Source organism: Labrenzia sp. ATLA3 (assembly GCF_057180185.1).
In genome coordinates this window covers 77,657-98,715 of record NZ_JBXUKV010000005.1, presented here as the reverse complement: position 1 = coordinate 98,715, position 21,059 = coordinate 77,657, and the positions used below count along the sequence as shown (strand labels likewise).

Annotated in this window: 17 protein-coding genes and 1 riboswitch; of the genes, 11 read left to right on the top strand and 6 right to left on the bottom strand. The window is 59.1% G+C overall.

All coding sequences use genetic code 11. From position 1 onward, the window contains the following. Window positions 1–21: 21 nt before the first annotated feature. The gene (locus AC2A6O_RS14685; protein ID WP_498928123.1) at window positions 22–564 is read right to left on the bottom strand and encodes a TetR/AcrR family transcriptional regulator; all 543 of its coding nucleotides are present in this window, start codon (window positions 562–564) and stop codon (window positions 22–24) included. Between the two features lie 158 nt (window positions 565–722). On the opposite strand from AC2A6O_RS14685, the gene AC2A6O_RS14680 reads away from it, so the two are divergent. The 3 genes from AC2A6O_RS14680 (at window position 723) to AC2A6O_RS14670 (ending at window position 4,813) form a co-directional block, all read left to right on the top strand. Beyond that, window positions 723–1,583, top strand: a complete 861-nt coding sequence (locus AC2A6O_RS14680; protein ID WP_498928121.1) for an alpha/beta fold hydrolase — start codon at window positions 723–725, stop codon at window positions 1,581–1,583. Window positions 1,584–2,447: 864 nt separating this feature from the next. Then, window positions 2,448–3,827: a glutamate decarboxylase gene (gene gad, locus AC2A6O_RS14675; protein ID WP_498928119.1), complete on the top strand. Its 1,380-nt coding sequence runs from the start codon at window positions 2,448–2,450 to the stop codon at window positions 3,825–3,827. A 92-nt stretch (window positions 3,828–3,919) separates the two neighbouring features. Further along, a complete protein-coding gene (locus tag AC2A6O_RS14670) occupies window positions 3,920–4,813 on the top strand; it encodes a hypothetical protein (RefSeq protein WP_498928117.1) in 894 nt (297 codons plus the stop codon). Between the two features lie 131 nt (window positions 4,814–4,944). Here AC2A6O_RS14670 and AC2A6O_RS14665 read toward each other — a convergent pair whose 3' ends face one another. From AC2A6O_RS14665 to speB, 3 genes are all read right to left on the bottom strand, one after another. Then, window positions 4,945–7,353, bottom strand: coding sequence for an aspartate aminotransferase family protein (locus AC2A6O_RS14665; protein ID WP_498928116.1), 2,409 nt, complete (start codon window positions 7,351–7,353; stop codon window positions 4,945–4,947). A 329-nt stretch (window positions 7,354–7,682) separates the two neighbouring features. Beyond that, the gene (locus tag AC2A6O_RS14660) at window positions 7,683–8,588 is read right to left on the bottom strand and encodes a LysR family transcriptional regulator (RefSeq protein ID WP_498928114.1); all 906 of its coding nucleotides are present in this window, start codon (window positions 8,586–8,588) and stop codon (window positions 7,683–7,685) included. A gap of 106 nt (window positions 8,589–8,694) precedes the next feature. Next, window positions 8,695–9,747 (bottom strand): agmatinase, encoded by a 1,053-nt coding sequence (gene speB / locus AC2A6O_RS14655; protein ID WP_498928111.1) that lies wholly within the window; start codon window positions 9,745–9,747, stop codon window positions 8,695–8,697. A 322-nt stretch (window positions 9,748–10,069) separates the two neighbouring features. After that, window positions 10,070–10,281: riboswitch (cobalamin riboswitch) on the top strand. 107 nt (window positions 10,282–10,388) lie between these two features. Between speB and nrdH the strand changes: the two genes are divergently transcribed. Genes nrdH through nrdF form a run of 4 tightly spaced genes read left to right on the top strand, consistent with a single transcriptional unit; the run spans window position 10,389 to window position 14,170 of the window. After that, on the top strand, window positions 10,389–10,610 hold the full coding sequence (nrdH, locus tag AC2A6O_RS14650) for a glutaredoxin-like protein NrdH (protein WP_148583894.1): 222 nt from the start codon (window positions 10,389–10,391) through the stop codon (window positions 10,608–10,610). Window positions 10,611–10,631: 21 nt separating this feature from the next. Next, complete coding sequence (gene nrdI / locus AC2A6O_RS14645) at window positions 10,632–11,036, top strand: class Ib ribonucleoside-diphosphate reductase assembly flavoprotein NrdI (RefSeq protein WP_498928109.1); 405 nt, start codon at window positions 10,632–10,634, stop codon at window positions 11,034–11,036. Continuing rightward, window positions 11,018–13,168 carry a class 1b ribonucleoside-diphosphate reductase subunit alpha gene (nrdE, locus tag AC2A6O_RS14640; protein ID WP_498928107.1) on the top strand — a complete coding sequence of 717 codons (2,151 nt, stop codon included), beginning with the start codon at window positions 11,018–11,020 and terminating at the stop codon, window positions 13,166–13,168. The genes nrdI and nrdE overlap by 19 nt, the downstream gene beginning before the upstream one ends. A gap of 12 nt (window positions 13,169–13,180) precedes the next feature. Beyond that, window positions 13,181–14,170, top strand: coding sequence for a class 1b ribonucleoside-diphosphate reductase subunit beta (gene nrdF / locus AC2A6O_RS14635; protein WP_498928105.1), 990 nt, complete (start codon window positions 13,181–13,183; stop codon window positions 14,168–14,170). An 84-nt stretch (window positions 14,171–14,254) separates the two neighbouring features. Here nrdF and AC2A6O_RS14630 read toward each other — a convergent pair whose 3' ends face one another. Next, window positions 14,255–16,156, bottom strand: coding sequence for a PhoX family protein (locus tag AC2A6O_RS14630; protein ID WP_498928103.1), 1,902 nt, complete (start codon window positions 16,154–16,156; stop codon window positions 14,255–14,257). Between the two features lie 199 nt (window positions 16,157–16,355). Here AC2A6O_RS14630 and AC2A6O_RS14625 point away from each other — a divergent pair, with 199 nt between their 5' ends. The 4 genes from AC2A6O_RS14625 (at window position 16,356) to AC2A6O_RS14610 (ending at window position 20,257) form a co-directional block, all read left to right on the top strand. Further along, entirely contained in the window at window positions 16,356–16,910 is a 555-nt protein-coding gene (locus AC2A6O_RS14625) for a DUF2946 family protein (protein WP_498928101.1), read from the top strand. Between the two features lie 352 nt (window positions 16,911–17,262). After that, the gene (locus AC2A6O_RS14620) at window positions 17,263–18,381 is read left to right on the top strand and encodes an ABC transporter substrate-binding protein (RefSeq protein ID WP_498928099.1); all 1,119 of its coding nucleotides are present in this window, start codon (window positions 17,263–17,265) and stop codon (window positions 18,379–18,381) included. After that, entirely contained in the window at window positions 18,381–19,439 is a 1,059-nt protein-coding gene (locus AC2A6O_RS14615; RefSeq protein WP_498928097.1) for a FecCD family ABC transporter permease, read from the top strand. The genes AC2A6O_RS14620 and AC2A6O_RS14615 overlap by 1 nt, the downstream gene beginning before the upstream one ends. After that, window positions 19,436–20,257 (top strand): ABC transporter ATP-binding protein, encoded by an 822-nt coding sequence (locus AC2A6O_RS14610; protein WP_498928095.1) that lies wholly within the window; start codon window positions 19,436–19,438, stop codon window positions 20,255–20,257. The genes AC2A6O_RS14615 and AC2A6O_RS14610 overlap by 4 nt, the downstream gene beginning before the upstream one ends. Before the next feature lie 283 nt (window positions 20,258–20,540). Here the strand turns inward: AC2A6O_RS14610 and AC2A6O_RS14605 are convergent, their stop codons facing one another. Next, window positions 20,541–21,011, bottom strand: coding sequence for an Lrp/AsnC family transcriptional regulator (locus AC2A6O_RS14605; protein WP_498928093.1), 471 nt, complete (start codon window positions 21,009–21,011; stop codon window positions 20,541–20,543). Window positions 21,012–21,059: the final 48 nt, after the last annotated feature.

Here is a 21,059-nt window from a genome sequence, read left to right as displayed (position 1 = left end):
TTGAAAAGGCGTTGCGCGGTCTCACGGCTTCTGTTTTGCGGCCGCCAAAAGCTCCTGCGCCAACGCTTCAGAGCCAACAGCCCGGGCCAGCACCAGGGCGCCAACCATCGTGGAAAGTTGCCGCATCGCCTCGTTGCGATTGCCGTCTGGTCCGGCAAGCAGATCGACGCTCGCTTCCAGAGCCTCCGCGAAGGTGTCCTGAACCTTGGCTCCCTGGCGCGGCGCTTCGGCTGCCAGTGCCGCAAAGCAACACCCGTCTGACCTGTTATCGATGTGCGGTGGTGAGAGGTACCAGCTTGCGATTGCTTCACCTGGCTTGTCGTCAGATGCAGCAATGACGTCCTGCCACTTCTTCCGGTTTTCGGCCAATGCAGCTTCGGTCGCCTCCGCCACCAGCGCCGACTTGTCCTCGAACTGCTTGTAAAAACCACCGTGGGTCAGACCCGCTGCCTTCATCAGGGCGGCGACGCCAATCCCGTCATAGCCCTGCTCCCGAAACAGTCGGCTTGAGGAGGCCACCACTTTTTGCCGATTTTTTTCAGCGACTTCACGACTGACCCGCATATCCGTCCTCTTAATTTAAGATTATCTCCATAATCTAAACTTGACGATTTTTGATTACAAACATAATCTAAAATCCAAAGCCAAGGAGAAACGCCCCTAAATTCCAGTCTCACCCACCTGGTCCAGGACGGACGTGAGCTTATGCAGAGGAGACAGACATGCCACTCGATATCCAGGAAGTCCGGTCCGGCGCCGATGTGAATGTGACGGAGGTGAATGGCACGCCGATCGCCTGGCGCAGCCAGGGAGAAGGCCGGCCACTGCTGATGCTCAACAGGTTTCGGGCGGCGATGGCCGACTGGGACCCGGCGCTCACCGCCGCACTTGCCGCCAACCACCGGGTCATCACCTTCGACAGTACAGGCGTGGGTGACAGCGGTGGAAGCGTTCCCGACACCCTGGAAGGGGCGGCCGACGTCGCCGTTGCTCTGGCTGACGCGCTCGATTTGGAAAACCCGCATGTGCTCGGCTGGTCGATGGGGGGAATGACGGCCCAGATCCTGGCAGCCAAATATGGCAACCGGTTGGGGGGTGTTGTCCTTGCCGGAACCACACCGAGCTTTGCAGTGAAGGGTGCAATCCCCCTTCCCGAAGATTGGCTCGCGGTCGCCAGTAAGGAACAAAACACCCCCGACGACATGCTCTTCATTTTCTACACAGACAGCGAGACGAGCCAGGCGGCCGGGATGGCCTCGCTTGCCCGTATCGGCAGAGGAGACCCGGTGGCCGGGGCTGCGCTGAAAACGACCATGCAGACTCGCGCCGCTCAGGGGATCGCAACCCGAAAGTTCTTCCAGGGCGAAGACGGTGCCTTCAAGAGGCTGGGCGAGATCAAGGTTCCGGTTCTTGTTGCCAACGGTGATTTCGACAGGGCTTTTGCGGTCGAAAACTCATTGGCGCTGGTCAGGGCCATCCCGAATGCACAGCTCGCCATCTATCCCGATTCCGGGCACGCCTTCCACTTCCAGTATGCGGAGCGCTTTGCCGAAGACGTTACCCGCTTCCTGGCCAGCGCCTGAAAGGAACCTGGATCACCTGCTTCACTCTCATGGGCACGGTTTCAGCTCCCTGGACCGCGCCTTTGATTACCCGATGCAGCAAATCAGAACTTCGGACAACAGGGGGCAGTCGACGGACCATATCTGTCAGCTCGGACCTGGCGCTGTACTGAAAAAGCAACGCGAGAGAGCATAGCGAAAAAAACAGGTGTGCTTTCCAATGCGGTTGCACCCAGTAATGTTCAGAGACTGATCGGTGTGTTGAAGTTAACTCCCCCGTGCGGACGCTGGCAATTGTAGGTGTTGAGCCATCTTGGCAGTCCAGCGTTTGTTTGTTCTGAGCATTCCGCAGGACATTCCGCAACCCCACTCTTCTTGAAGTGTTTTGATGAAACGCTCTGCCTTTCCGTTGGACTGCGGCCTGTAGGGTCTGGCTCGAACAGGTCTTGCGCCGGTCCGCTGGAGCGTCGTCGCAAACAGGTTGGGCCTGTACCCCGCGCCATTGTCCGTCATGACCCATTTGAAGGTGTTTCCCTTGGAAGCGAACCATCGTTCGGCGCGGCTGTCATCGCCTTTTTACGATCCTCGCGGCAGCCAACCACCTGTGAGAATTCGTCTTTCCCGCGCGGAGCTGTTCTGAAGGTTGGGCTGCGTTCTTTTGGCGCCAAACCCCAGGAGCGTCTGAAGGGTGGCGCCGTGGCAGCCGGAATTAGCTGACAGGCAGGCAGGCTTGCCGCTTCGAGAATGTCCATGTGCTGCGGCGCACGGATTGGCGATAAAAGATATATCCTAAACTCAAAATCGAGAATTCTACTGGAAATTGCAGGCCAAAAGCATCCATACAGGTAATGAGCCGACCTTCCAAACGCCTGACAGGAGAGAGAAATGAGCAAGACCCGTCACCATCAATACGACGAAGTCTACGGAGCACGGGACGCCGTTTCCTCGCTGCCGAAATCAGAGTTCCCCAAGAGCGAGCGAAATCCGCGCCATGTCTATGCCGTCGTCCGGGACGAGTTGATGCTTGACGGCAATGCGCGACAGAACCTGGCAACCTTCTGTCAGACCTGGGAAGAACAGGAAATCCATCAATTGATGGAAGACTGCATCGACAAGAACATGATCGACAAGGACGAGTATCCGCAAACGGCCGAAATCGAGCGGCGCTGCGTGCAGATGCTCGCGGACCTCTGGCACGCTCCGGAAGGCTCGGCAACGGGGTGTTCGACGGTCGGTTCAAGCGAAGCGGCCATGCTTGGCGGGCTCGCCATGAAAAGACGCTGGGAGGCAAAGCGGCGCGCCGAAGGCAAGCCGACCGACAAGCCGAACCTGATCACCGGTCCGGTCCAGATCTGCTGGCACAAGTTCACCCGCTACTGGGATATCGAACACCGCGAAATTCCCATGGAAAACGGCCGGTTGCTGATGACGCCGGAGGAAGTGCTCAAACTCTGCGATGAAAACACGATCGGGGTGGTTCCCACTCTGGGCGTCACCTTCACAGGGGAATTCGAGCCGGTAAAGGACGTCAGTGAGGCTCTGGACAAATACGAAGAAGAAACCGGCCTGGACATTCCCATTCACGTCGACGGCGCCAGTGGCGGTTTCCTCGCACCCTTTTGTGCGCCCAAGCTGGTCTGGGATTTCTCTTTACCGCGCGTGCGCTCAATCAACACCTCGGGTCACAAGTTCGGCCTTGCCCCTCTCGGTGTGGGCTGGGTGCTCTGGCGGGAAGAGAAGGACCTGCCGGAGGACATGGTGTTCTGGGTGAATTATCTCGGCGGCAACATGCGCGACATCGCGCTCAATTTCTCGCGCCCGGGCGGGCAGGTCGTCTGCCAGTATTACAACTTTCTTCGCCTGGGCCACGAGGGATACGCCAAGGTGCACGGCGCCTGCTACAAGAGCGCAAGATATCTGGCAGATGAAATCGGCAAACTGGGTTTGTTCGATGTGGTCTTTGATGGCGACCCGGAACGCGGCATACCGGCGGTTTCCTGGAAAATGAAAGAAGGCGAAGACCCCGGGTTCAACCTGTTCGACCTCGCCGACAGGTTGCGTGTCCGGGGATGGCAGGTCCCGGCCTACACGCTTCCGGCCAATTGCCAGGATCAGGCCATTCAACGCATCCTGGTCCGCAACGGGGTCAGTCTCGATCTCTGTTCACTCCTGATCGACGACATGAAAACCGCACTGGATCATCTCAACGTCCATCAGCCGAGCAAACCTCTGGAAAGCGACGAATTCTCCGGATTTCACCACTAAGCGGAGACGTCCTGCGCTCTTCGGAGCGCAGGACAGCCATTCGGCCTTCGGAACAAGAAAAGCTGGTACTGCAAGAGCGTGCGGGAAGCAGAATGAACGGAACAGAACAGGCTTTTGCCGCAACCATGGAAGAAGTCCACCGTAAGGGGCCCTGGCCGTTCGTCACCTACAGAAGGTTCAGCCTGCCGGGTGAACACTTCGTCTGGCGCTCGCGTCGGCACAGAAAGGGGCTTGTTCGGCTGCCGCAGCAAAGCAGCCAGCCCTTCTGGCATCGTCCGGCGTACAACTGGTGGACGGGCCTGTCCTTTGCGGTCGGCGCGTTTCTTTTCATGCTCGGATCGTTGCTGTCGCTTGTGCCGACCTCCCTTGAGAGCCTGCAGATCAACCTCATTTTCTTTGCCGGTTCCGTCCCTTTCACCATTGCTGGCTACCTGCAGCATTTCCAAGCAGCCAACACCCCCGAGTTTACCGGCAACGCGACCCCTGTTGCGTCCGATCAACCCATCCGGGTCATTGGCTGGCAGCCGGCAAACCCGGGCTGGTGGTGCACGCTGACCCAATTTGTCGGAACGGTCGCTTTCAATTTCAACACCTTCGACGCGATCAACGCGCCGGCGGTCTGGTACGTCCAGGATTTCGTCATCTGGGTGCCCGGCATGATCGGCTCCGTCTTGTTTCTGGTCTCCGGCTACCTCGCCTACATCGAGGCAGGTCACGCGCACTGGTCGTTCAAGCCGTTCGAGATGGAATGGTGGATCGTCTTCATCAACCTTCTCGGCTGCGTCGCGTTCATGATCTCGTCAACGATTGCCTTCACCCCGAAAGGCGCCGAGCCAGCGTGGATCCTTCAGGCATCGAACGCCAATCTGCTCGTCGGTGCCCTCTGCTTTTTCGTAGGCGCCGCGCTCTTGATGATCGAAGCCCGGATGGATTGGGAAAAGACCGCGCATCTGTCCGTCTCCAACGGACAGGCCGTGCAGTCCTGAGCGTTGCCATTTGGGAGCGCACTTCGCCCCAACGCCAAAGTTGCTGACACCAAACCCGGTCCGAGTGATCGACAGCCATTTGCAATGAAGCCCGGCGCTGCGCAGCACCGGGCCTCGGTCTTATCCGTCCATCAGACAGCTTTGGAGCGAAGGTCGGCCGGCACCTCCGAGAGCGCCGTCTCCAGAGCTTCAAGACACCTTGCTGCGTCGGCATTGCTGAACACGAGCGGCGGACGGATCTTGATAATGTTGCCGAGGGGCCCGGTGGAGGAAACCAGAACGCCGAGCGACTTCATTCGCTCACGCACCCAGCGGGCCGCGAGTTTCGCCGGAGCCCTGGTGGTGCGGTCCGTCACGAGTTCGACGCCGAGGAAGAGGCCTCGTCCCTGAATGTGGCCAACGATCTCGTGGCGTTCCATCAGGTCGACGAGGCCCGCACGCATGGTCGCCCCGCTCCTGGCAGCATTGCCCTGCAGGTTTTCTCCCCAGAGCACGTCCAGACACGCATTGCCAACGACCGCCGACACCGTATTGCCGCCGAAGGTGTTGAAGTAGCCGCCATTTGCCTGAAGCTTCGCGGCAATGTCACGCCGTGTCACAAGCGCTGCCATCGGATGCCCGTTCCCCATCGGCTTGCCCATGGTGACAATGTCCGGTTCCACGCCAAAGGCCTGGAAACCCCACATGTGCGTTCCCGATCGCGCGAAGCCCATCTGAACCTCGTCGGCAATTGTCAATCCGCCATGTACCCTTACTCTGGCATAGACCTCAGACAGATAGTCCGGCGGAGGAACGAGAGATCCATTCCCGTCGAAAATTGAATCGATCATGAGGCCGGCAAGTCCTTTGCCCCGCTCGTCAAGAAGGCGCGCTGCGCTGTCGACATGGCCGGCATATTTCGACCCGGCGTCATTGTCACCGTGCCTGTAGAGCCCGCGGTACAGATTGGGCGGCGGAACCGTTTCCACCCAGCCGGGTCTGTCGTTAGCGTCATAATCGATAAGCGACAGCGGGGCGCAGACCGAGGTGTTGCCGTGATAGCTGTTCTCGGTAATGACGATCCCTTCCTTGCCCGTCACTGCCCGGGCCATTCGCACGGCCAGATCATTCGCCTCGGACCCCGTGCAGACGAAAATCCAGGTGTCGAGATGCGCCGGCAACGTCGACGACAGCCGTTCGCCCAACCTGACCACTTCACGGTGCAGATAACGGGAATTGGTGTTGAGCGTACTCGCCTGACGCGTCAGCGCGTCGACGACATAGGGATGGCAATGGCCGAGATTTGCGACGTTGTTGTAGCAGTCGAGATATTCGTTGCCCGACGCGTCGTAGACCTTGCAACCACGTCCCCTGACGAGCTCAAGCGGCTCATTGTAGAAAGTGTAGGTCTTGCCGAGGACGGTTTCGCGATGCCGCAGCAAAGATGGGGTGGGAAGCGACTGAACTGTGGAAACAGCCGTGCTCATCGGCACGACAGACGGCAGCATGCCGGCGACAAAAGCGGCGTCGGTCACCTGTGCAATGCGCTCGATCGCATTCATGTAGAAGGCCTGTAAGTCACCTAGCGGCGTATCGAGACCGTTGACTGAAGACTGGTAGGACACGATCCCCACTTGCAACAGCAGCCGAGCAAGCACGAGGCGGCGCAGCACAGCGAGGTCATCGGCTTCCAGAGGCATGAACCGCTGGTACCCCCGTGCAAGGCATGTTGCCGCGTAAACCGGGTCGTCTGCCCAGTGGATCAGCGAGGCAATCGTAACGGCCAGATCTTGTACGACAGGGCCATAGACCATGTCGCCGAAGTCGATGACACCCTGGACGCTGACCCCGGGGGTCAGGTCCGCAAGGACATTGGATTCGTGAAAGTCGTTGTAGATGACCTGTGCGCGAAGCTTCGGCAAGTCCTCGGACGTCGCCTTGGCCAAGTCCGGCAACAGGGTTCGCGCAACCGGTCTGATGCGCTCAGGCATATGGATCAGAAGCCGTTCGACAAGCTGAGGAGCGTTTTTCAGATCCCAAGGCATGCTCGCCGGGGAGCCACGGCCCTGAAACCCCTGAAGCGCACGCGCCAGGCGGCCGCTCATTTCTCCCAGCGTGATCAGTTCTGCCGCTTGAAGCCTATGTCCGGAGGACTTGATACGGTCAAGAAGCGTTTGCCCTTCAAGGAAGGTCAGAACCCTCACGGTATGCATCTGGCCGTTCGCGTCGGAAAGACGCCCCATGGCTTCCCCTTGCAGCGTCCGCCTGACCCGCGGCACCGGATAGCCTGCATCGATCCTTGCAATATGATCCAGAGCCTCGATCTGGAAAGCGAGGCTTTCGGCCGGTTCTTCAAGCGAGGCCACCTTGACGACGAATTCCCGCCCCTCGCCGGTGATCAGGCGGAAATTCTGTTCGCGCTCCCCGCCCAACCGGCGCCATGTTCCCGTCAGGCCGTATAAAGTCGCGACTTGTTCTTCAATCAAGGCGAGATCCAGATCCGGCGCCGAAATGCTGGCAAGCATGGCGTCGACTTCATCGCGAGTGGGGTTTGACTGCATATTCAAGAGGTTACCTCATAGTGCGGGGAAGACCATCCGCCTGGCGGGCACGAACTGAGTCGCATAATGCTTGGGCAGATAGCCCAGGCAAGCACCGGACAGGTTCAGGTCCGCCTGTGCGACCGAAAGCCCCACGGCTTCCACCACTCGAAGGAAGACAGAGATGAGACGGATGTCCGCGTTGTGACGTAGAACAGATTGCGCGGATTACCGTCGCACTTGCACACCTTCCGCCTCGATGTCTCATCACGGCTCAATCCGCTGAGGGGTCAGGATAAATTGAGGAACGTCCTAAAAAAATACCAATGAAAAAACCGATACATTGAAATTTACAAATGTAAATCATGCGCCTTGGCGATGACCTCGGCGACGTAGCCGACATTCGCAGCCTGCTCTCCCGTCCGGATGGCAAGTTCAATGTCGGCAAAGTAGTCCTCTTCTGGAATGGCGAGCCGGCGCAGGCGGCCCTGTTGCTCGAAGACGCTCGCATAATGCACCGGCAGGACACCGAGGTAAGCGCCCGAAAGCACCATCAGCACCTCCGCCTCGATGTCAAAGGCGATGCGGTTCAGGATGGTACTGTCAGTACGTTGTGCTCTGACCCCATTCCAGTATCCCCGATGAACCCAGGGGTAGGCGTGGCAATCGGCGCTGGTGACGGCATCATCCGATGCCTGAAAAAGCGGGTGCGCCTGACCGCAATAAACGACATGTTCCTCACGATAAAGGGTCCGGTAAGCAAGGCTCGCCACCTTGATGTTGGACCCGCCGATGCCGACGTCCAGCTCGCGTTCCGCGACAGCCTTGGTGATGTCGTTGGGGCGCATGATTTTCAGGCTCAGCTCGATTTCAGGCGCCGTGCGGGAAAGCTCCTCAATCGCTTCGGAAACCTTCAGTTGCGGGTCGGTCGCCAAGCAGTCGACAATACCGACGGTTACCTTTCCAGACAGGCCGCTTCGAAGGCCGGACAACCGGGCGGAACTTGCCTCCAGCATGCCCGTCACTTCCAGACTGACTTCGTAAACTCGGCGCCCCTCTTGTGTCAGGGAAAACCCGCGGCGGCCGCGCTCGCAGAGTTTGGCCCCCAGCCGTCTCTCGAGCGCTGTCAGGTGATTGGATATCGTCGGCTGACTGAGTGAAAGCTCCATCTGTGCGGCGGAAATTCCGCCATTGCGCACAACGCATTCGAACACGCGCAACAGGTGAAGGTCGGACCCTGATATCTTCATGGACATAGGTTGCACCAAATGCCTGGGATCGCAATCCCCGGCACCGCATAGCCAAAGGCCCGCCATGGCGGGCGGGCCTTCGATGAACAGAAGACGACAATAGTCTCAGCTATCAGCCCTGCTCAAAGTGACCGGTGTTCACCATGAGGCAAAGGATCGTGTGCAGGACTTGCGCTGCAATCTGAGCCGTGTTGGTGCTCGGATCGTATTGCGGCGCCACTTCCACCACATCACCGCCAATGATGTTGAGCCCGTTCAGGCCGCGCAGGATCTGCTGCACCTCTCTCGGCTGCAGGCCGCCCACCTCGGGTGTTCCCGTTCCCGGGGCGAAGCCTGGATCTACGCTGTCGATATCGAAGGAGACATATGTCGGCCCGTCGCCAACGATCTTGCGCGCCTTTTCGATCAACCGGGGCATGCTCGCTTCGCCCACGTCTTCGGCATGAACCACGGTCATGCCGCTTTCATAAGAGAACTCCCAGAGATATTCAGCTGGACCGCGAATGCCGATCTGAATCGTTCGGCGCGGGTCCAGCACACCGTCCAGAACCGCAAGGCGGAACGGCCCACCGTGCTGGAACTTGGCCCCTTCATAGGGACCGGCGGTATCGCAATGGGCGTCGATGTGGATAAGCCCCACGGGCTCCTTTTCTCCCAGAGCCTTGAGGATCGACGCCGTGATGGAATGGTCACCGCCGACGCTTAGCGGACGCACACCTGCAGCAACAAGGCGGCGGTAGAAGTCCTCGATATCCTTGTGACACTGGGCAAGATCGAAACGGCTGAGCATGGGAACGTCGCCGATATCCGCGATTTTCGCCTTGCCCATCGGAGAGGTCTTGAGCACGTGGTCGTATGGGCCGATACGCTCGATGGTGCGCAGGGCTCGCGGGCCAAAGCGGGTGCCGTTGCGGTTGGTTACACCCAGATCCATCGGCACGCCGAGCAAGGCGATGTCCAGACCGCCGAAGTCGTCGGCGTCCTGAGCCTCCGGAAAGGCCCGCGCATCCAGAAAGCTCGGGATGCCTGCGAAAGGCCACTTGCGCTTGTCGCCATCACTGAACTGAGACCGGGCCACTTCCTGAAAATGCGGGTCAAAAATATCTCCGCCGGACGCATTGCCATACTTCTCTCGAAGGGCATCCAGATGCGCCTTGTCCACCATTTGAAATTCTCCTCCTGAAAACGCACGACCTTAATGGACCGCAGTCAGACTGTACTTGGGATTTTCCGGAAATGATCGCAACACTACGCGTCTGTTTCCAGTCAGCGATCTCGGCCAATGAATGCGAAACACAGCGACGTTTGAAACCGATGGTGGGTGTTTGCATCGTCGAAAATATGACCAACTGCGAAGCCCAGGCAATTGCCGCACGTCTCATATGACGCCTCCACATAACTTTGGGGAGAGATGTCTGCCCGCCATATTTCCCCACTCAAATTCCGTCGGCATGACGCTTCATATTGACTTGGTGATCGCACCTCATACTGTATCTAGTATTCAGGGTCCGGTGATTCCTTTGGGATTGCCGGCTAAGAGGGAAGCTGGTGCGCCTCATCCAAAGAGGCAAATCCGGCGCTGCCCCCGCAACTGTAAACGGCGAGCCGTCATCCAGAAAACCACTGGGAGATCCCGGGAAGGTGGATGACAGGGCTTTGACCCGTGAGCCAGGAGACCTGCCTTGAATAAACAACGTCAGCGGACGGCGGGTCCGGGCGACGCTTGATTGCGTGAGGTCGTGCTCATGCTCTCTCGTGCTTCCTGCCGTCCATCATCAAGAACACGTTCTTCGGGGTGCAAGAGACATGACCGTTACTGTTTACAGCAAGCCTTCCTGCGTTCAATGCAATGCGACCTACCGCGCGCTCGATCAGCGCGGCGTCGATTACACAATTATCGACCTGAGCGAAAATTCGGAAGCCTTTGAGCACGTGCAGTCTCTCGGCTACCGGCAAGTGCCGGTGGTGGAAGCAATGGGCGAGCACTGGGCCGGCTTCCGGCCGGACAAGATCGCGGCGCTCGGCTGATCCCGGCGCGGTGACGATGAAATGGGCACACTCGTCTATTTCTCCAGCGCTTCCGGCAACACGCATCGGTTCATCGACAAGCTGAAGGCTCCGGCGGTCCGTATTCCGCGCAACAAGACGGAAGCGTTGCCGATAATCCGGCAGCCCTACGTTCTGGTGCTGCCGACCTATTCGGACGGCGAAGGCCGGGGTGCTGTGCCAGGCCAGGTGATCCGGTTTCTCAACGATGCCGCGAACCGCTCTTTCCTCAAAGGTGTGATTGCCTCTGGCAATCGCAACTTCGGGCCCCTCTTTGCCTATGCCGGAGATGTCGTGTCGAAAAAATGCGGCGTTCCGCTGCTCTACCGTTTCGAGCTTGCCGGAACCGACACCGACCTCTGCCGCGTCCAACACGGGATGACAGAATTTTGGAAACGACAGTCCTAGAACGTCCGGCAAACCCGGCAGCTAATCTCGACTACCACGCGCTCAATGCGATGCTGAACCTCTACGACGCCGACGGCAGGATCCAGTTCGACGCCGACCGGCAGGCCGCGCGCCAGTATTTCCTTCAGCACGTCAACCAGAACACCGTGTTCTTCCACTCTCTGGAGGAGAAACTCGGCTATCTGGTGCGTGAAGGTTACTACGAACGCGAAGTGCTGGAACAATACGATCCAGCCTTCGTCAAGGCGATCTTCGAAGCGGCCTATGCCCGGAAGTTCCGTTTTCCGGCCTTTCTCGGCGCCTTCAAGTATTACACCAGCTACACGCTCAAAACCTTTGATGGCAAGCGCTATCTGGAGCGTTTCGAGGATCGGGTGGTGATGGTCTCGCTGACGCTGGCCGCCGGTGACGAGGACCTTGCCATGCGGCTGATGGACGAGATCATTTCCGGCCGGTTCCAGCCGGCGACACCGACCTTTCTCAACGCTGGCAAGAAGCAGCGCGGCGAGCTGATCTCGTGTTTTCTGTTGCGTCTTGAAGACAACATGGAATCGATAGGGCGGGGCATCAATTCCGCGTTGCAGCTTTCCAAGCGCGGCGGCGGCGTGGCGCTGCTACTGACCAACATCCGGGAGGCCGGAGCCCCCATCAAGGGGATCGAGAACCAGTCGTCCGGCGTCATTCCCGTGATGAAGCTTCTGGAAGACAGTTTCTCCTATGCCAATCAGCTCGGTGCACGCCAGGGTGCGGGCGCGGTCTATATCAACGCCCATCACCCGGACATCCTGAGCTTCCTCGACACCAAGCGCGAGAACGCGGACGAGAAGATCCGCATCAAGACCCTATCCCTCGGCGTCGTTATCCCGGACATCACCTTCGAACTGGCGAAGGAGGATGACGACATGTACCTGTTCTCGCCTCACGATGTGGAGCGGGTCTACGGTAAGCCGTTCTCGCAGATTTCCGTTACGGAAAAATACCGCGAGATGGTCGACGACCCGCGCATCCGCAAGAAGAAGATCCGAGCGCGCAGTTTCTTCCAGACCATCGCCGAGATCCAGTTCGAGAGCGGCTACCCTTACGTCCTTTTCGAGGACACCGCCAACCGGGCCAATCCGGTCGACGGCCGCATCAACATGTCGAACCTTTGCTCGGAGATCCTCCAGATCAATGAGGCATCGGAGTTCAACGACGATCTCTCCTACAGCCATCTGGGGACGGATATTTCCTGCAATCTCGGCTCTCTCAACATCGCCAAGGCGATGGATGGCGGCGACCTGGGCGCGACCGTGGAAACGGCGGTCCGCGCCCTGACCGCCGTCTCGGACATGAGCGCCATCGATAGCGTGCCCTCCGTGCGCCGGGGCAACGACGAAAGCCATGCCATCGGTCTCGGACAGATGAACCTTCACGGCTATCTTGCCCGCGAACGCATTCACTACGGTTCGGATGAAAGCGTCGACTTCACCAGCATGTATTTCTGCACGGTCGCCTATCACTGCATTCGCGCGTCCAACGCTCTGGCACGCGAACGTGGCAATAGCTTCAAGGGCTTCGAAACGAGCCGATATGCTGACGGTTCCTTCTTCGACAAATACACCGCGCGCACGTGGGAGCCGAAAACCGAACGGGTGAGAGAGCTGTTCGAGGCAGCAGGCATTGATCTTCCCACCAGGTCCGACTGGCAGTCCCTGAAGGAGGACGTCATGAGGGACGGTCTCTACAACCGCAATCTCCAGGCCGTTCCGCCCACGGGCTCGATCAGCTACATCAACAACGCCACATCCTCCATCCACCCCATCGTCTCGAAGATCGAGATCCGCAAGGAAGGCAAGATCGGCCGGGTCTATTATCCGGCGGCCTTCATGACCAACGACAATCTCGAGTTCTACCGGGACGCCTACGAGATCGGCCCGGAAAAGATCATCGATACTTATGCGGCCGCAACCGAGCACGTCGATCAGAGCCTGTCCCTGACGCTTTTCTTCCGCGACAGCGCAACGACGCGGGACGTCAACCGCGCCCAGATCTACGCCTGGAAGAAGGGCATCAAGACCATCTACTACATTCGTCTGCGCCAGATGGCCCTTGAGGGCACGGAAGTGCAGGGCTGCGTCTCCTGCTCGCTTTAGGAAACCTTGATCATGACCATCCATACGCCCGTATCGGGTCTCGCACGCAGTGTGCCCAAAGCCGTCAACTGGAATCGGCTTCAGGACGAAAAGGATCTGGAAATCTGGAACCGCCTGACAGTCAATTTCTGGCTGCCGGAAAAGGTGCCGCTTTCCAACGACATCCAGAGCTGGGCAACGCTTCACGAAGACGAGCAGCAGCTGACCATCCGCGTGTTCACCGGGCTGACCCTGCTCGACACCATTCAAAATACAATCGGCGCTCCTGCGCTGATGGCCGATGCACTGACACCGCACGAGGAGGCGGTCCTCACCAATATCGCCTTCATGGAGGCCGTCCACGCGCGCAGCTATTCTTCCGTCTTCTCAACACTTTGCCGTACGGCGGATGTCGACGAGGCCTTCCGCTGGTCGGAGGAGAACGAGTTCCTCCAGGCAAAATCCCGGTTGATCCTGAACGAATATGACGCTGCGTCGTCACCGCTCAAGAAGAAGATCGCCAGCGTCTTTCTTGAGAGCTTCCTGTTTTATTCAGGGTTCTACCTGCCCATGCACTGGTCGAGCCGGGCAAAGCTCACCAACACGGCCGATCTCATTCGGCTGATCATCCGGGACGAGGCCGTGCACGGCTATTACATCGGCTACAAGTTCCAGCGCATGCTGGAGCGTCTGCCGGAGGCTGAGCGGCAGGAAATCAAGGACTTCGCCTTTGCTCTGATGTTCGATCTTTACGAGATCGAGGGCAAATACACCGAAAGCCTCTACGACGGTGTCGGGCTGACGGAAGATGTGAAGCACTTCCTGCATTACAACGCCAACAAGGCGCTCATGAACCTCGGCTACGAACCGCTCTTCCCAGACAGCGTCTGCCAGGTGAATCCGGCGATCATGGCGTCCCTGTCACCAAACGCGGACGAGAACCACGATTTCTTTTCCGGCTCCGGCTCGTCCTACGTCATCGGCAAGGCGGTCGCGACGGAAGACGAAGACTGGGATTTCTAAGGCCGGAGCTTCCATACTTCGAAAGACCTGGCACCCTTGTGGAAATGCCTCCGGACACCGGTCCGGAGGCATCTGTGTGTAGCGTCAGCCGACCAGGCCGTTGTCCGAACGCTTGATCGCGATCACCGAGGAGCGTGTCAGCTTGCCGCCGTCCGGCCAGTTGGAGCCCGGGTGCTGGATGCCGACGAACATTGTACGCCGGTCGGCCGACCAGCAAAGACCGGTCACTTCACAGCCATTCGGGCCGGTCAGGAAGCGTGCGATCTCGCCGGTAACCGGGTCGCCAGCCAGCATCTGGTTGTTACCCATGCCGGCGAAGTCGCCCTCGTTGCTGTCGTCGCCGTCGGTCTGGATCCAGACGATGCCGCTCGTGTCGAAGGCCATCCCGTCCGGAGAGTTGAAGAGGTTGCCCTCGTTCACGTTTTCCGAACCGGCATAGGCATCCTTGTGAACGGTCGGGTTGCCGGCCATCACGTAGAGGTCCCAATCGAAAGTCTGGGCGGCATGGTCGTCGCCATGCGGGAACCAGCGAACGATCTGACCGTATTTGTTGGTTTCGCGCGGGTTCGGACCGCCGACCGGCGTCTCGTCACCACCCGCATTTGTCTTGACGCCACGGTTCTTGTTGTTGGTGAGGCAGCAGTAGACTTCAACCGCATGCGGATTGGCGGCAACCCATTCCGGTCTGTCCATGGTTGTCGCACCGACCTTGGAGGCGGCGATGCGCGAATAGACGAGGATTTCGGCAAGCGGCATACCGGTGGTTTCCGGCGTCAGCGCCAGCCACTCACCCGACTGGTCGTCGTTGAACTTCGCAACGTACAGCGTGCCGTCGTCCAGCAGACCGTCAGTCGGGCCGCCCGGAACGTAGATGCCGTTGGAGACGAACTTGTAGAGGAATTCGCCGCGTTCGTCGTCGCCCAGGTAGACGACCACGCGCCCGTCGCGAGAGAGGACGACTTCGGCATTCTCATGCTTGAAACGGCCTAGAGCGGTGCGCTTGACAGGCGTGCTGTCCGGGTTGGTCGGATCGATCTCAACAATCCAGCCGAAGCGGTTCGGCTCGTTCGGGTTTTTCGAGAAATCGAACCGCGGGTCGAATTTCTCGTAGCCGTAGCGGCCCTCGTTGGCGATGCCGTAGCGGTCGTAACCGAAGGGACGCTCAATCGATTTCGGGTCCTGTGAGGCTTCGGTGGTGCCGAAGTAGGTGTTGAAGTTCTCTTCGCAGGTCAGATAGGTGCCCCAGGGTGTCTTGCCCGAGCCGCAGTTGTTCATGGTGCCGAGAGACGACGTTCCGGACGGATCGGCTTCGGTTTTCAAGAGGTCGTGGCCAGCGGCCGGACCGGAGATCTTCATCGGCGTGTTCTGATGAATGCGACGGTTGAACGGGCTGTCGACCACGATCGACCAACCGGCTTCGTCTTCCGCGATCTCGATGACCGAGACACCCTGCATGTTCTGCAGTTTCAGCGCATCTTCAGCAGTCTTTGTCTCGCCGCCGGTCAGCGGCAGATTGACCTTCGGATTGACGTATTCGTGGTTGATGGCCAGGAGCTGGTGACCATTGTAGACAAAGCTCTCCATGCCGTCGGTGTTTTCACCGAAAACCTTGTCGGAAGCCTCGAGAGAGACGCCGGTTTCCGGATCGAACGCATCGACGTCGGAGAAATAGGGATCGCCCCAGCGGGCCAGCAGCTTCCAGTCATAGCCTTCCGGCACATGCACGGTGCCGTCAGTCTGGGCCGCAATCGGCGTGAAGGCGAAGCGGGAAGCCGACTGGGCCTGTGCCGAAGTGCTGTCCAAAAGCCCGGTTCCCATGACGGCCGCGCCTGAACCAAAGGCCAGCACGCCTCCCAGGAAGCCGCGGCGCGAAATCGCGCGTTCGACAACACGGTCAAATTCGTTTTCTTCTGCGCGCGGAAAATTGTGTTCGTCCAATTCGTCGAACGACAGATCGGAAAGGTCGGGTTGGCGATTTCCTGTCATGGTGGCTCCTTTTTGGCTTCCGGAAAATCTTCCTGCCGTTCGGTTGAGCCACCCATACGGAAGGCGCGGCGAAACGGCCCCCTTCCCGTAATGATATCAAATCACAGTTTGATGAACCCTTGTGGGCCTTTCTGCACCACGCCGGAAACGGCCTCCACCAGACGAGGTGACGAGCCCCCAGTTTGGGCCCTTCCTGCTGATGCCAATCAGACGGTCTCACAGAAGGACGGGAAACAATCTTGAGTTGACAGATTGTCACAGGTGGAACCGCAGCGTTGAAAGCAATTCAAAAGGGTGTTTAGGAAGGGCACTCGGATCGGGGCCAAAAGTGACTCGCAAGCAGACCTGGACATCAAAATGGGCTAGATCGCCCGGGCAAAGGGCCATTACCTGGCTTTTGGCGCTCGGCGTGTTTCTTGCCGCTCTGGTGCCGGTCGGGACGATGCCGGGTCAGAACGCAGCAAGTGCCTATCCGATCGTCATTTGTACGGGGCAAGGTTCCCTCACCGTCCTTGTCGACAAGGACGGGAATGCGCTGAGTCAGAGTGGTAAGGCTCCGGACGGCACGGGTTCAAGCTCGTCGCATCCGTGTGTCTTCGCCACCCTTCATATTGCCCCCAATCAGCCGTTCTTCGTTTTTGACTCCAGTCTCGACCCTGTGTTGCATGGGCGTCTCATCACGGTTTCGGACGCTCCCATCGGGCAGAGACACTCCCGGCCACTCGGCGCCCGGGCGCCGCCGATCGGCGCCTGACATTCTCTTTCGGAAAACACCAGTTCGATCAGGAAAACGGATTGCCATTCGGCCACCCGTCAGCGCCTGCAAAGCCATGATCCGCTGCCTTTGAGCCCTGCCGATTGGCATGGCTTGCCGGGTGCAAGCGGCGCGGCGCAAATCCCGAACCGGTAAACTGCCCCCTGAGCTCTGTCGTGCAGCCGTTCGCTCTGGTGCCCGGGCGCTTCGGAACACCAGCCGTACAGCTGGCTGATGGGCTTGCGTCAATCAGGTGCAGTCAAGTTTTCCGAGCCAGGAAGCCTCCCGAACCATCCCCCTTCCCTGGACCCTGCAAAGGACTTGCAGGGCCATCCAAGCATGGAGACTATGAATGCGCTTGCGTTCCATCCCCCGGGCCATAAGCATCGCGCTTTTTGCCCTTTTTTCGATTGTTACCGCCGCACAAGCGGACGTCAGTGCCGTCGACGTTCTCGGTCGCACGGTGACGCTGCCGGAACCGGCCAAAAAGGTGATCCTCAGCTTCTACTATGAAGACTTCAACGCCATCGCCGGTCCAGGTGCGATGGACAAGGTGGTCGGTCTTTCCCTGTCGCCCTGGAAGGATTGGCGTCCCAAGCAGTTTGAGGCCTATCTCAAGGCGATCCCGGAAATTGCCGACATTCCCGATGTTGGCGATACCGAGACTGGCACGTTCTCGATCGAAAAGATTATTTCTCTCAAGCCGGACCTCGTCATTCTGGCAGCGTGGTCCTGGAATTCGCTTGGCGAAAAGGTCAATCAGTTCGAAAACGCCGGGATCCCCGTTGTCGTCGTCGACTACAATGCCCAAACCCTGGAGCGGCATGTTGCCTCCACACTTGCCCTGGGCAAGTTGATGGGAACGGAAGACCGTGCCGAGCAGCTCGCTGAGCTTTACAAGGCACGTTATGAAGACACCAGGGCGCGCGTTCAGGAAGCCGGCCCCTCCGACAAGAAGGTCTATGTAGAGCTCGCCCAGAATGGCCCGGATGCGATTGGCAACAGCTACGGCAACGGCATGTGGGGCGCGGTTATCGAAAACCTCGGGGGCATCAACATTGCCAAGGGGCAGGTCGAGAACTGGGGCCCGCTGAATCCGGAATATGTCATCGGCCAGCAGCCTGACATCATCCTTCTGGCCGGCTCGGAGTGGCTCAACAAACCCGCTGCTGTGATCGTCGGATTCGGGGCGGATGAAGACCTGGCCCAGGAGCGGATGCGTGCCTATCTGACGCGTTCGGGCTGGTCCGATCTTCCGGCCGTGAAGAACGGCGACGTCCACGCCATCTATCACGGCGGCGCTCGGACGCTGTCCGATTTCATCTATTCCCGGTACATCGCCAAGCTGCTCTACCCGGAGGCCTTTGCGGACGTCGATCCGGCTGCCGAGATCAAGGCCTATTATCACGAATGGCTGCCTATCGAGGCTGATGGCATCTATGTGATGCCGCTTGATACGGCGAACAACTGATGGCCTGGTCCATGACGCAGGCGCGGGCAGAAGATGCCTACAGACATGCGGCCGCACGCAAGGCGGCACAGCTCGGAGCCGCGGTTCTGGTGCTTGTGATCCTCGTGCTTGTCGATCTGGCGACCGGACCGTCCGGCATGTCGATAGCCGACGTCTGGACCGCGCTCCTGGCTGGCCCGTCCGGTGAGGACCGGGCGGCCGCAACCATCCTGTGGCAGCTTCGGCTGCCACAGACCATCATGGGCATTCTGGTCGGGGGCTGCCTCGGGATCGCAGGCCTGCAAATGCAGACCATCCTGGACAACCCGCTGGCCAGCCCGTTCACTCTTGGCTTTTCCGCCTCGGCCGGTTTCGGGGCAGCCCTTGCCATCATGTTTGGCAATTTTGCGTGGCTGCCGGCCTATCTCGCAGTGCCGATATCGGCATTCGCGATGACCGTTCTGGCCTGTTTCATTGTCTATGTCATCGCCGTGTGGCGCGGCGCGACGCCCGAAATGCTGGTCCTTGCCGGCATTACCGTTCTGTTCTTTTTCCAGTCGCTGCAGTCGCTGCTGCAATTCATGGCCTCGCCGGAAGTGCTGCAACAGATCGTCTTCTGGCTTTTCGGAAGCATGCTCAAGGCAACATGGACCAGTGTCACTGTCTGCGGTGTGATCATGATTGCCTGCCTGCCGATCATCGTCAGGGACAGCTGGAACCTCACCGCCCTTCGGCTCGGGGATGCAAACGCTGCCAGTCTCGGTCTGAATGTGCGTGCCCTGCGCAAGCGGACGTTTCTCACAGTGGCCCTGCTAACCTCGGCAGCGGTTTCCTTTGTCGGGACGATTGGCTTTGTCGGCCTGATCGCACCTCATGTCGGCCGTGCGCTTGTCGGCGAGGATCATCGCTACGGCCTGCCGATGGCAGCCGTGTCCGGCGCCATCATTCTGATCGCCGCCTCGGTCATCGGCAAGGCGATCTCCCCCGGAGCGTCTATTCCGGTTGGCATCATCACCTCCATCGCCGGCATTCCAATGCTGATGGCCGTCATCGTAACTCACAAGGGAACGGCATCATGAGTGTCTCGGATGCAGGCAACAGGGCTCTCAAGACCAGGGGGCTCGGCGTCCAGCGCGGAGGAAAGACCATCATCGCCGGGGTCGACCTGACCCTTTCCGGCGGGCTGGTCACGGCGGTAGTCGGTCCCAATGGGGCCGGGAAATCGACCTTGCTGGCCGCGCTTGCCGGCGCCCTGCCCTGCGCGGGAGAGATCGTTCTGGAAGGTGTCTCCACTGCGTCCGGCAAAAGCCCCGCGACGTGGCGGGTCGGCTACATGCCTCAGGCGCAGACCCTGCGTACCCGGCTCACAGTCCTGGAAGTGCTGCTTCTGGGGCGACGGGAGCAACTTGGCTGGCGCGTTTCGGATACGGATCTCGCCATGGCCCGGGAGATGGTCGCCCATTTTCGTCTTGAGGCCATCTCGGACCAACCAATGACACGCCTGTCCGGCGGTCAGCAGCAGATGGTGCTTCTGGCCCAGCGGCTGATGCGCGAACCCGATCTTCTGATCCTCGATGAACCGACCAGCGCGCTCGACCTTCACCATCAGCTGGCCGTGCTTGACCGCATTCGTGCCTACGCAAGACGAACGGGAGCCGTCGTTGTGGCGGCGATCCACGACCTCGGGCTGGCCACTCGCAATTGCGACCGGGTTGCTTTGGTCCATGGTGGTACGGTGCGCAGTTTCGGTGAACCGGAAGAGGTGCTGACCAGGGAGATGGTGGGCGATGTCTACCGCGTGGAACTGGATACCTACCGCAATTCCCTGGGGCGCAGCGTCAACATACCGGTTTCGGCGGTGCTGGAGCCTGTGCAGACAGAGAACAAGAGCGCCTGAAGGGGACGGTGGCAAGCTCCGTCGTTACAGAGCTCCCCCTTTTTGGGAGCGACTTTCAGGCTCAGGTGTTTGATCTCGGTTTTTGTCGGCGCAGCCCATTCTCCAGAATGGAAGGAGGCACCATCGGACAGGAATTACACGGTGAGATCTGTCTCTCCGGACTGCTTGTGAAAGTGGCAGCTTGATCCGGGGCAATCAGTGGCCGCTTTCAGGCGTGGGCAATGTTCTTGCGCCTCTTGATTACAATTTCGATCAGCCAGGCAGGCCTTGTCCGGAGAAAGCTCTAAACAGGTACCTGGGTCGTGTGTTTGATACGGCGCATCACAAAGATCGTCGAGGTGCCAGCGACACAATCAAGTTCGAGGACCCGGCTCATGAGAATTCTTTCCACGTCGCCCATGTCTCGCGCCAATATATGTAGCAGATAGTCCCAATCGCCCGAGATTGAGTAGACTTCGACAATTTTGGGCTCCTGTTCCACTGCACGTTTAAATGTTTCCCGGGATTGCGCGTCTTGGGACTTCATTCGCACCTGACAAAAGGCATCCATGTCGCACCCGACCTTGGCAGGATCGACCAGGCGAACTGGCGGACTGATGACACCGCGCTCCTCCAGGCTCCGAAGACGACGCCAGCAGGTCGCAGTAGAGCTGTTCGTTTGTTTCGCCAACTCGGCGATGCTCGGTGAAGCGTCGCTCTGCAAGATCGAAAGCAACCTGCTTTCCATGCGATCCATTTGATTAAATTTCTTCATATTTCGCCTGGGAATGAACTGTCTTGATCAGTAAATACCGATTTTTGA

Coding starts and splice junctions, on each gene's coding strand:
- nrdI (WP_498928109.1), top strand. CDS start 10,632: ATGGGCACACTCGTCTATTTCTCCAGCGCTTCCGGCAACACGCATCGG.
- AC2A6O_RS14670 (WP_498928117.1), top strand. CDS start 3,920: ATGAACGGAACAGAACAGGCTTTTGCCGCAACCATGGAAGAAGTCCAC.
- AC2A6O_RS14605 (WP_498928093.1), bottom strand. CDS start 21,011: ATGAAGAAATTTAATCAAATGGATCGCATGGAAAGCAGGTTGCTTTCG.
- AC2A6O_RS14630 (WP_498928103.1), bottom strand. CDS start 16,156: ATGACAGGAAATCGCCAACCCGACCTTTCCGATCTGTCGTTCGACGAA.
- AC2A6O_RS14685 (WP_498928123.1), bottom strand. CDS start 564: ATGCGGGTCAGTCGTGAAGTCGCTGAAAAAAATCGGCAAAAAGTGGTG.
- AC2A6O_RS14660 (WP_498928114.1), bottom strand. CDS start 8,588: ATGTCCATGAAGATATCAGGGTCCGACCTTCACCTGTTGCGCGTGTTC.
- gad (WP_498928119.1), top strand. CDS start 2,448: ATGAGCAAGACCCGTCACCATCAATACGACGAAGTCTACGGAGCACGG.
- AC2A6O_RS14665 (WP_498928116.1), bottom strand. CDS start 7,353: ATGCAGTCAAACCCCACTCGCGATGAAGTCGACGCCATGCTTGCCAGC.
- speB (WP_498928111.1), bottom strand. CDS start 9,747: ATGGTGGACAAGGCGCATCTGGATGCCCTTCGAGAGAAGTATGGCAAT.
- AC2A6O_RS14620 (WP_498928099.1), top strand. CDS start 17,263: ATGCGCTTGCGTTCCATCCCCCGGGCCATAAGCATCGCGCTTTTTGCC.
- nrdH (WP_148583894.1), top strand. CDS start 10,389: ATGACCGTTACTGTTTACAGCAAGCCTTCCTGCGTTCAATGCAATGCG.
- AC2A6O_RS14680 (WP_498928121.1), top strand. CDS start 723: ATGCCACTCGATATCCAGGAAGTCCGGTCCGGCGCCGATGTGAATGTG.
- AC2A6O_RS14610 (WP_498928095.1), top strand. CDS start 19,436: ATGAGTGTCTCGGATGCAGGCAACAGGGCTCTCAAGACCAGGGGGCTC.
- AC2A6O_RS14625 (WP_498928101.1), top strand. CDS start 16,356: ATGCCAATCAGACGGTCTCACAGAAGGACGGGAAACAATCTTGAGTTG.
- AC2A6O_RS14615 (WP_498928097.1), top strand. CDS start 18,381: ATGGCCTGGTCCATGACGCAGGCGCGGGCAGAAGATGCCTACAGACAT.
- nrdF (WP_498928105.1), top strand. CDS start 13,181: ATGACCATCCATACGCCCGTATCGGGTCTCGCACGCAGTGTGCCCAAA.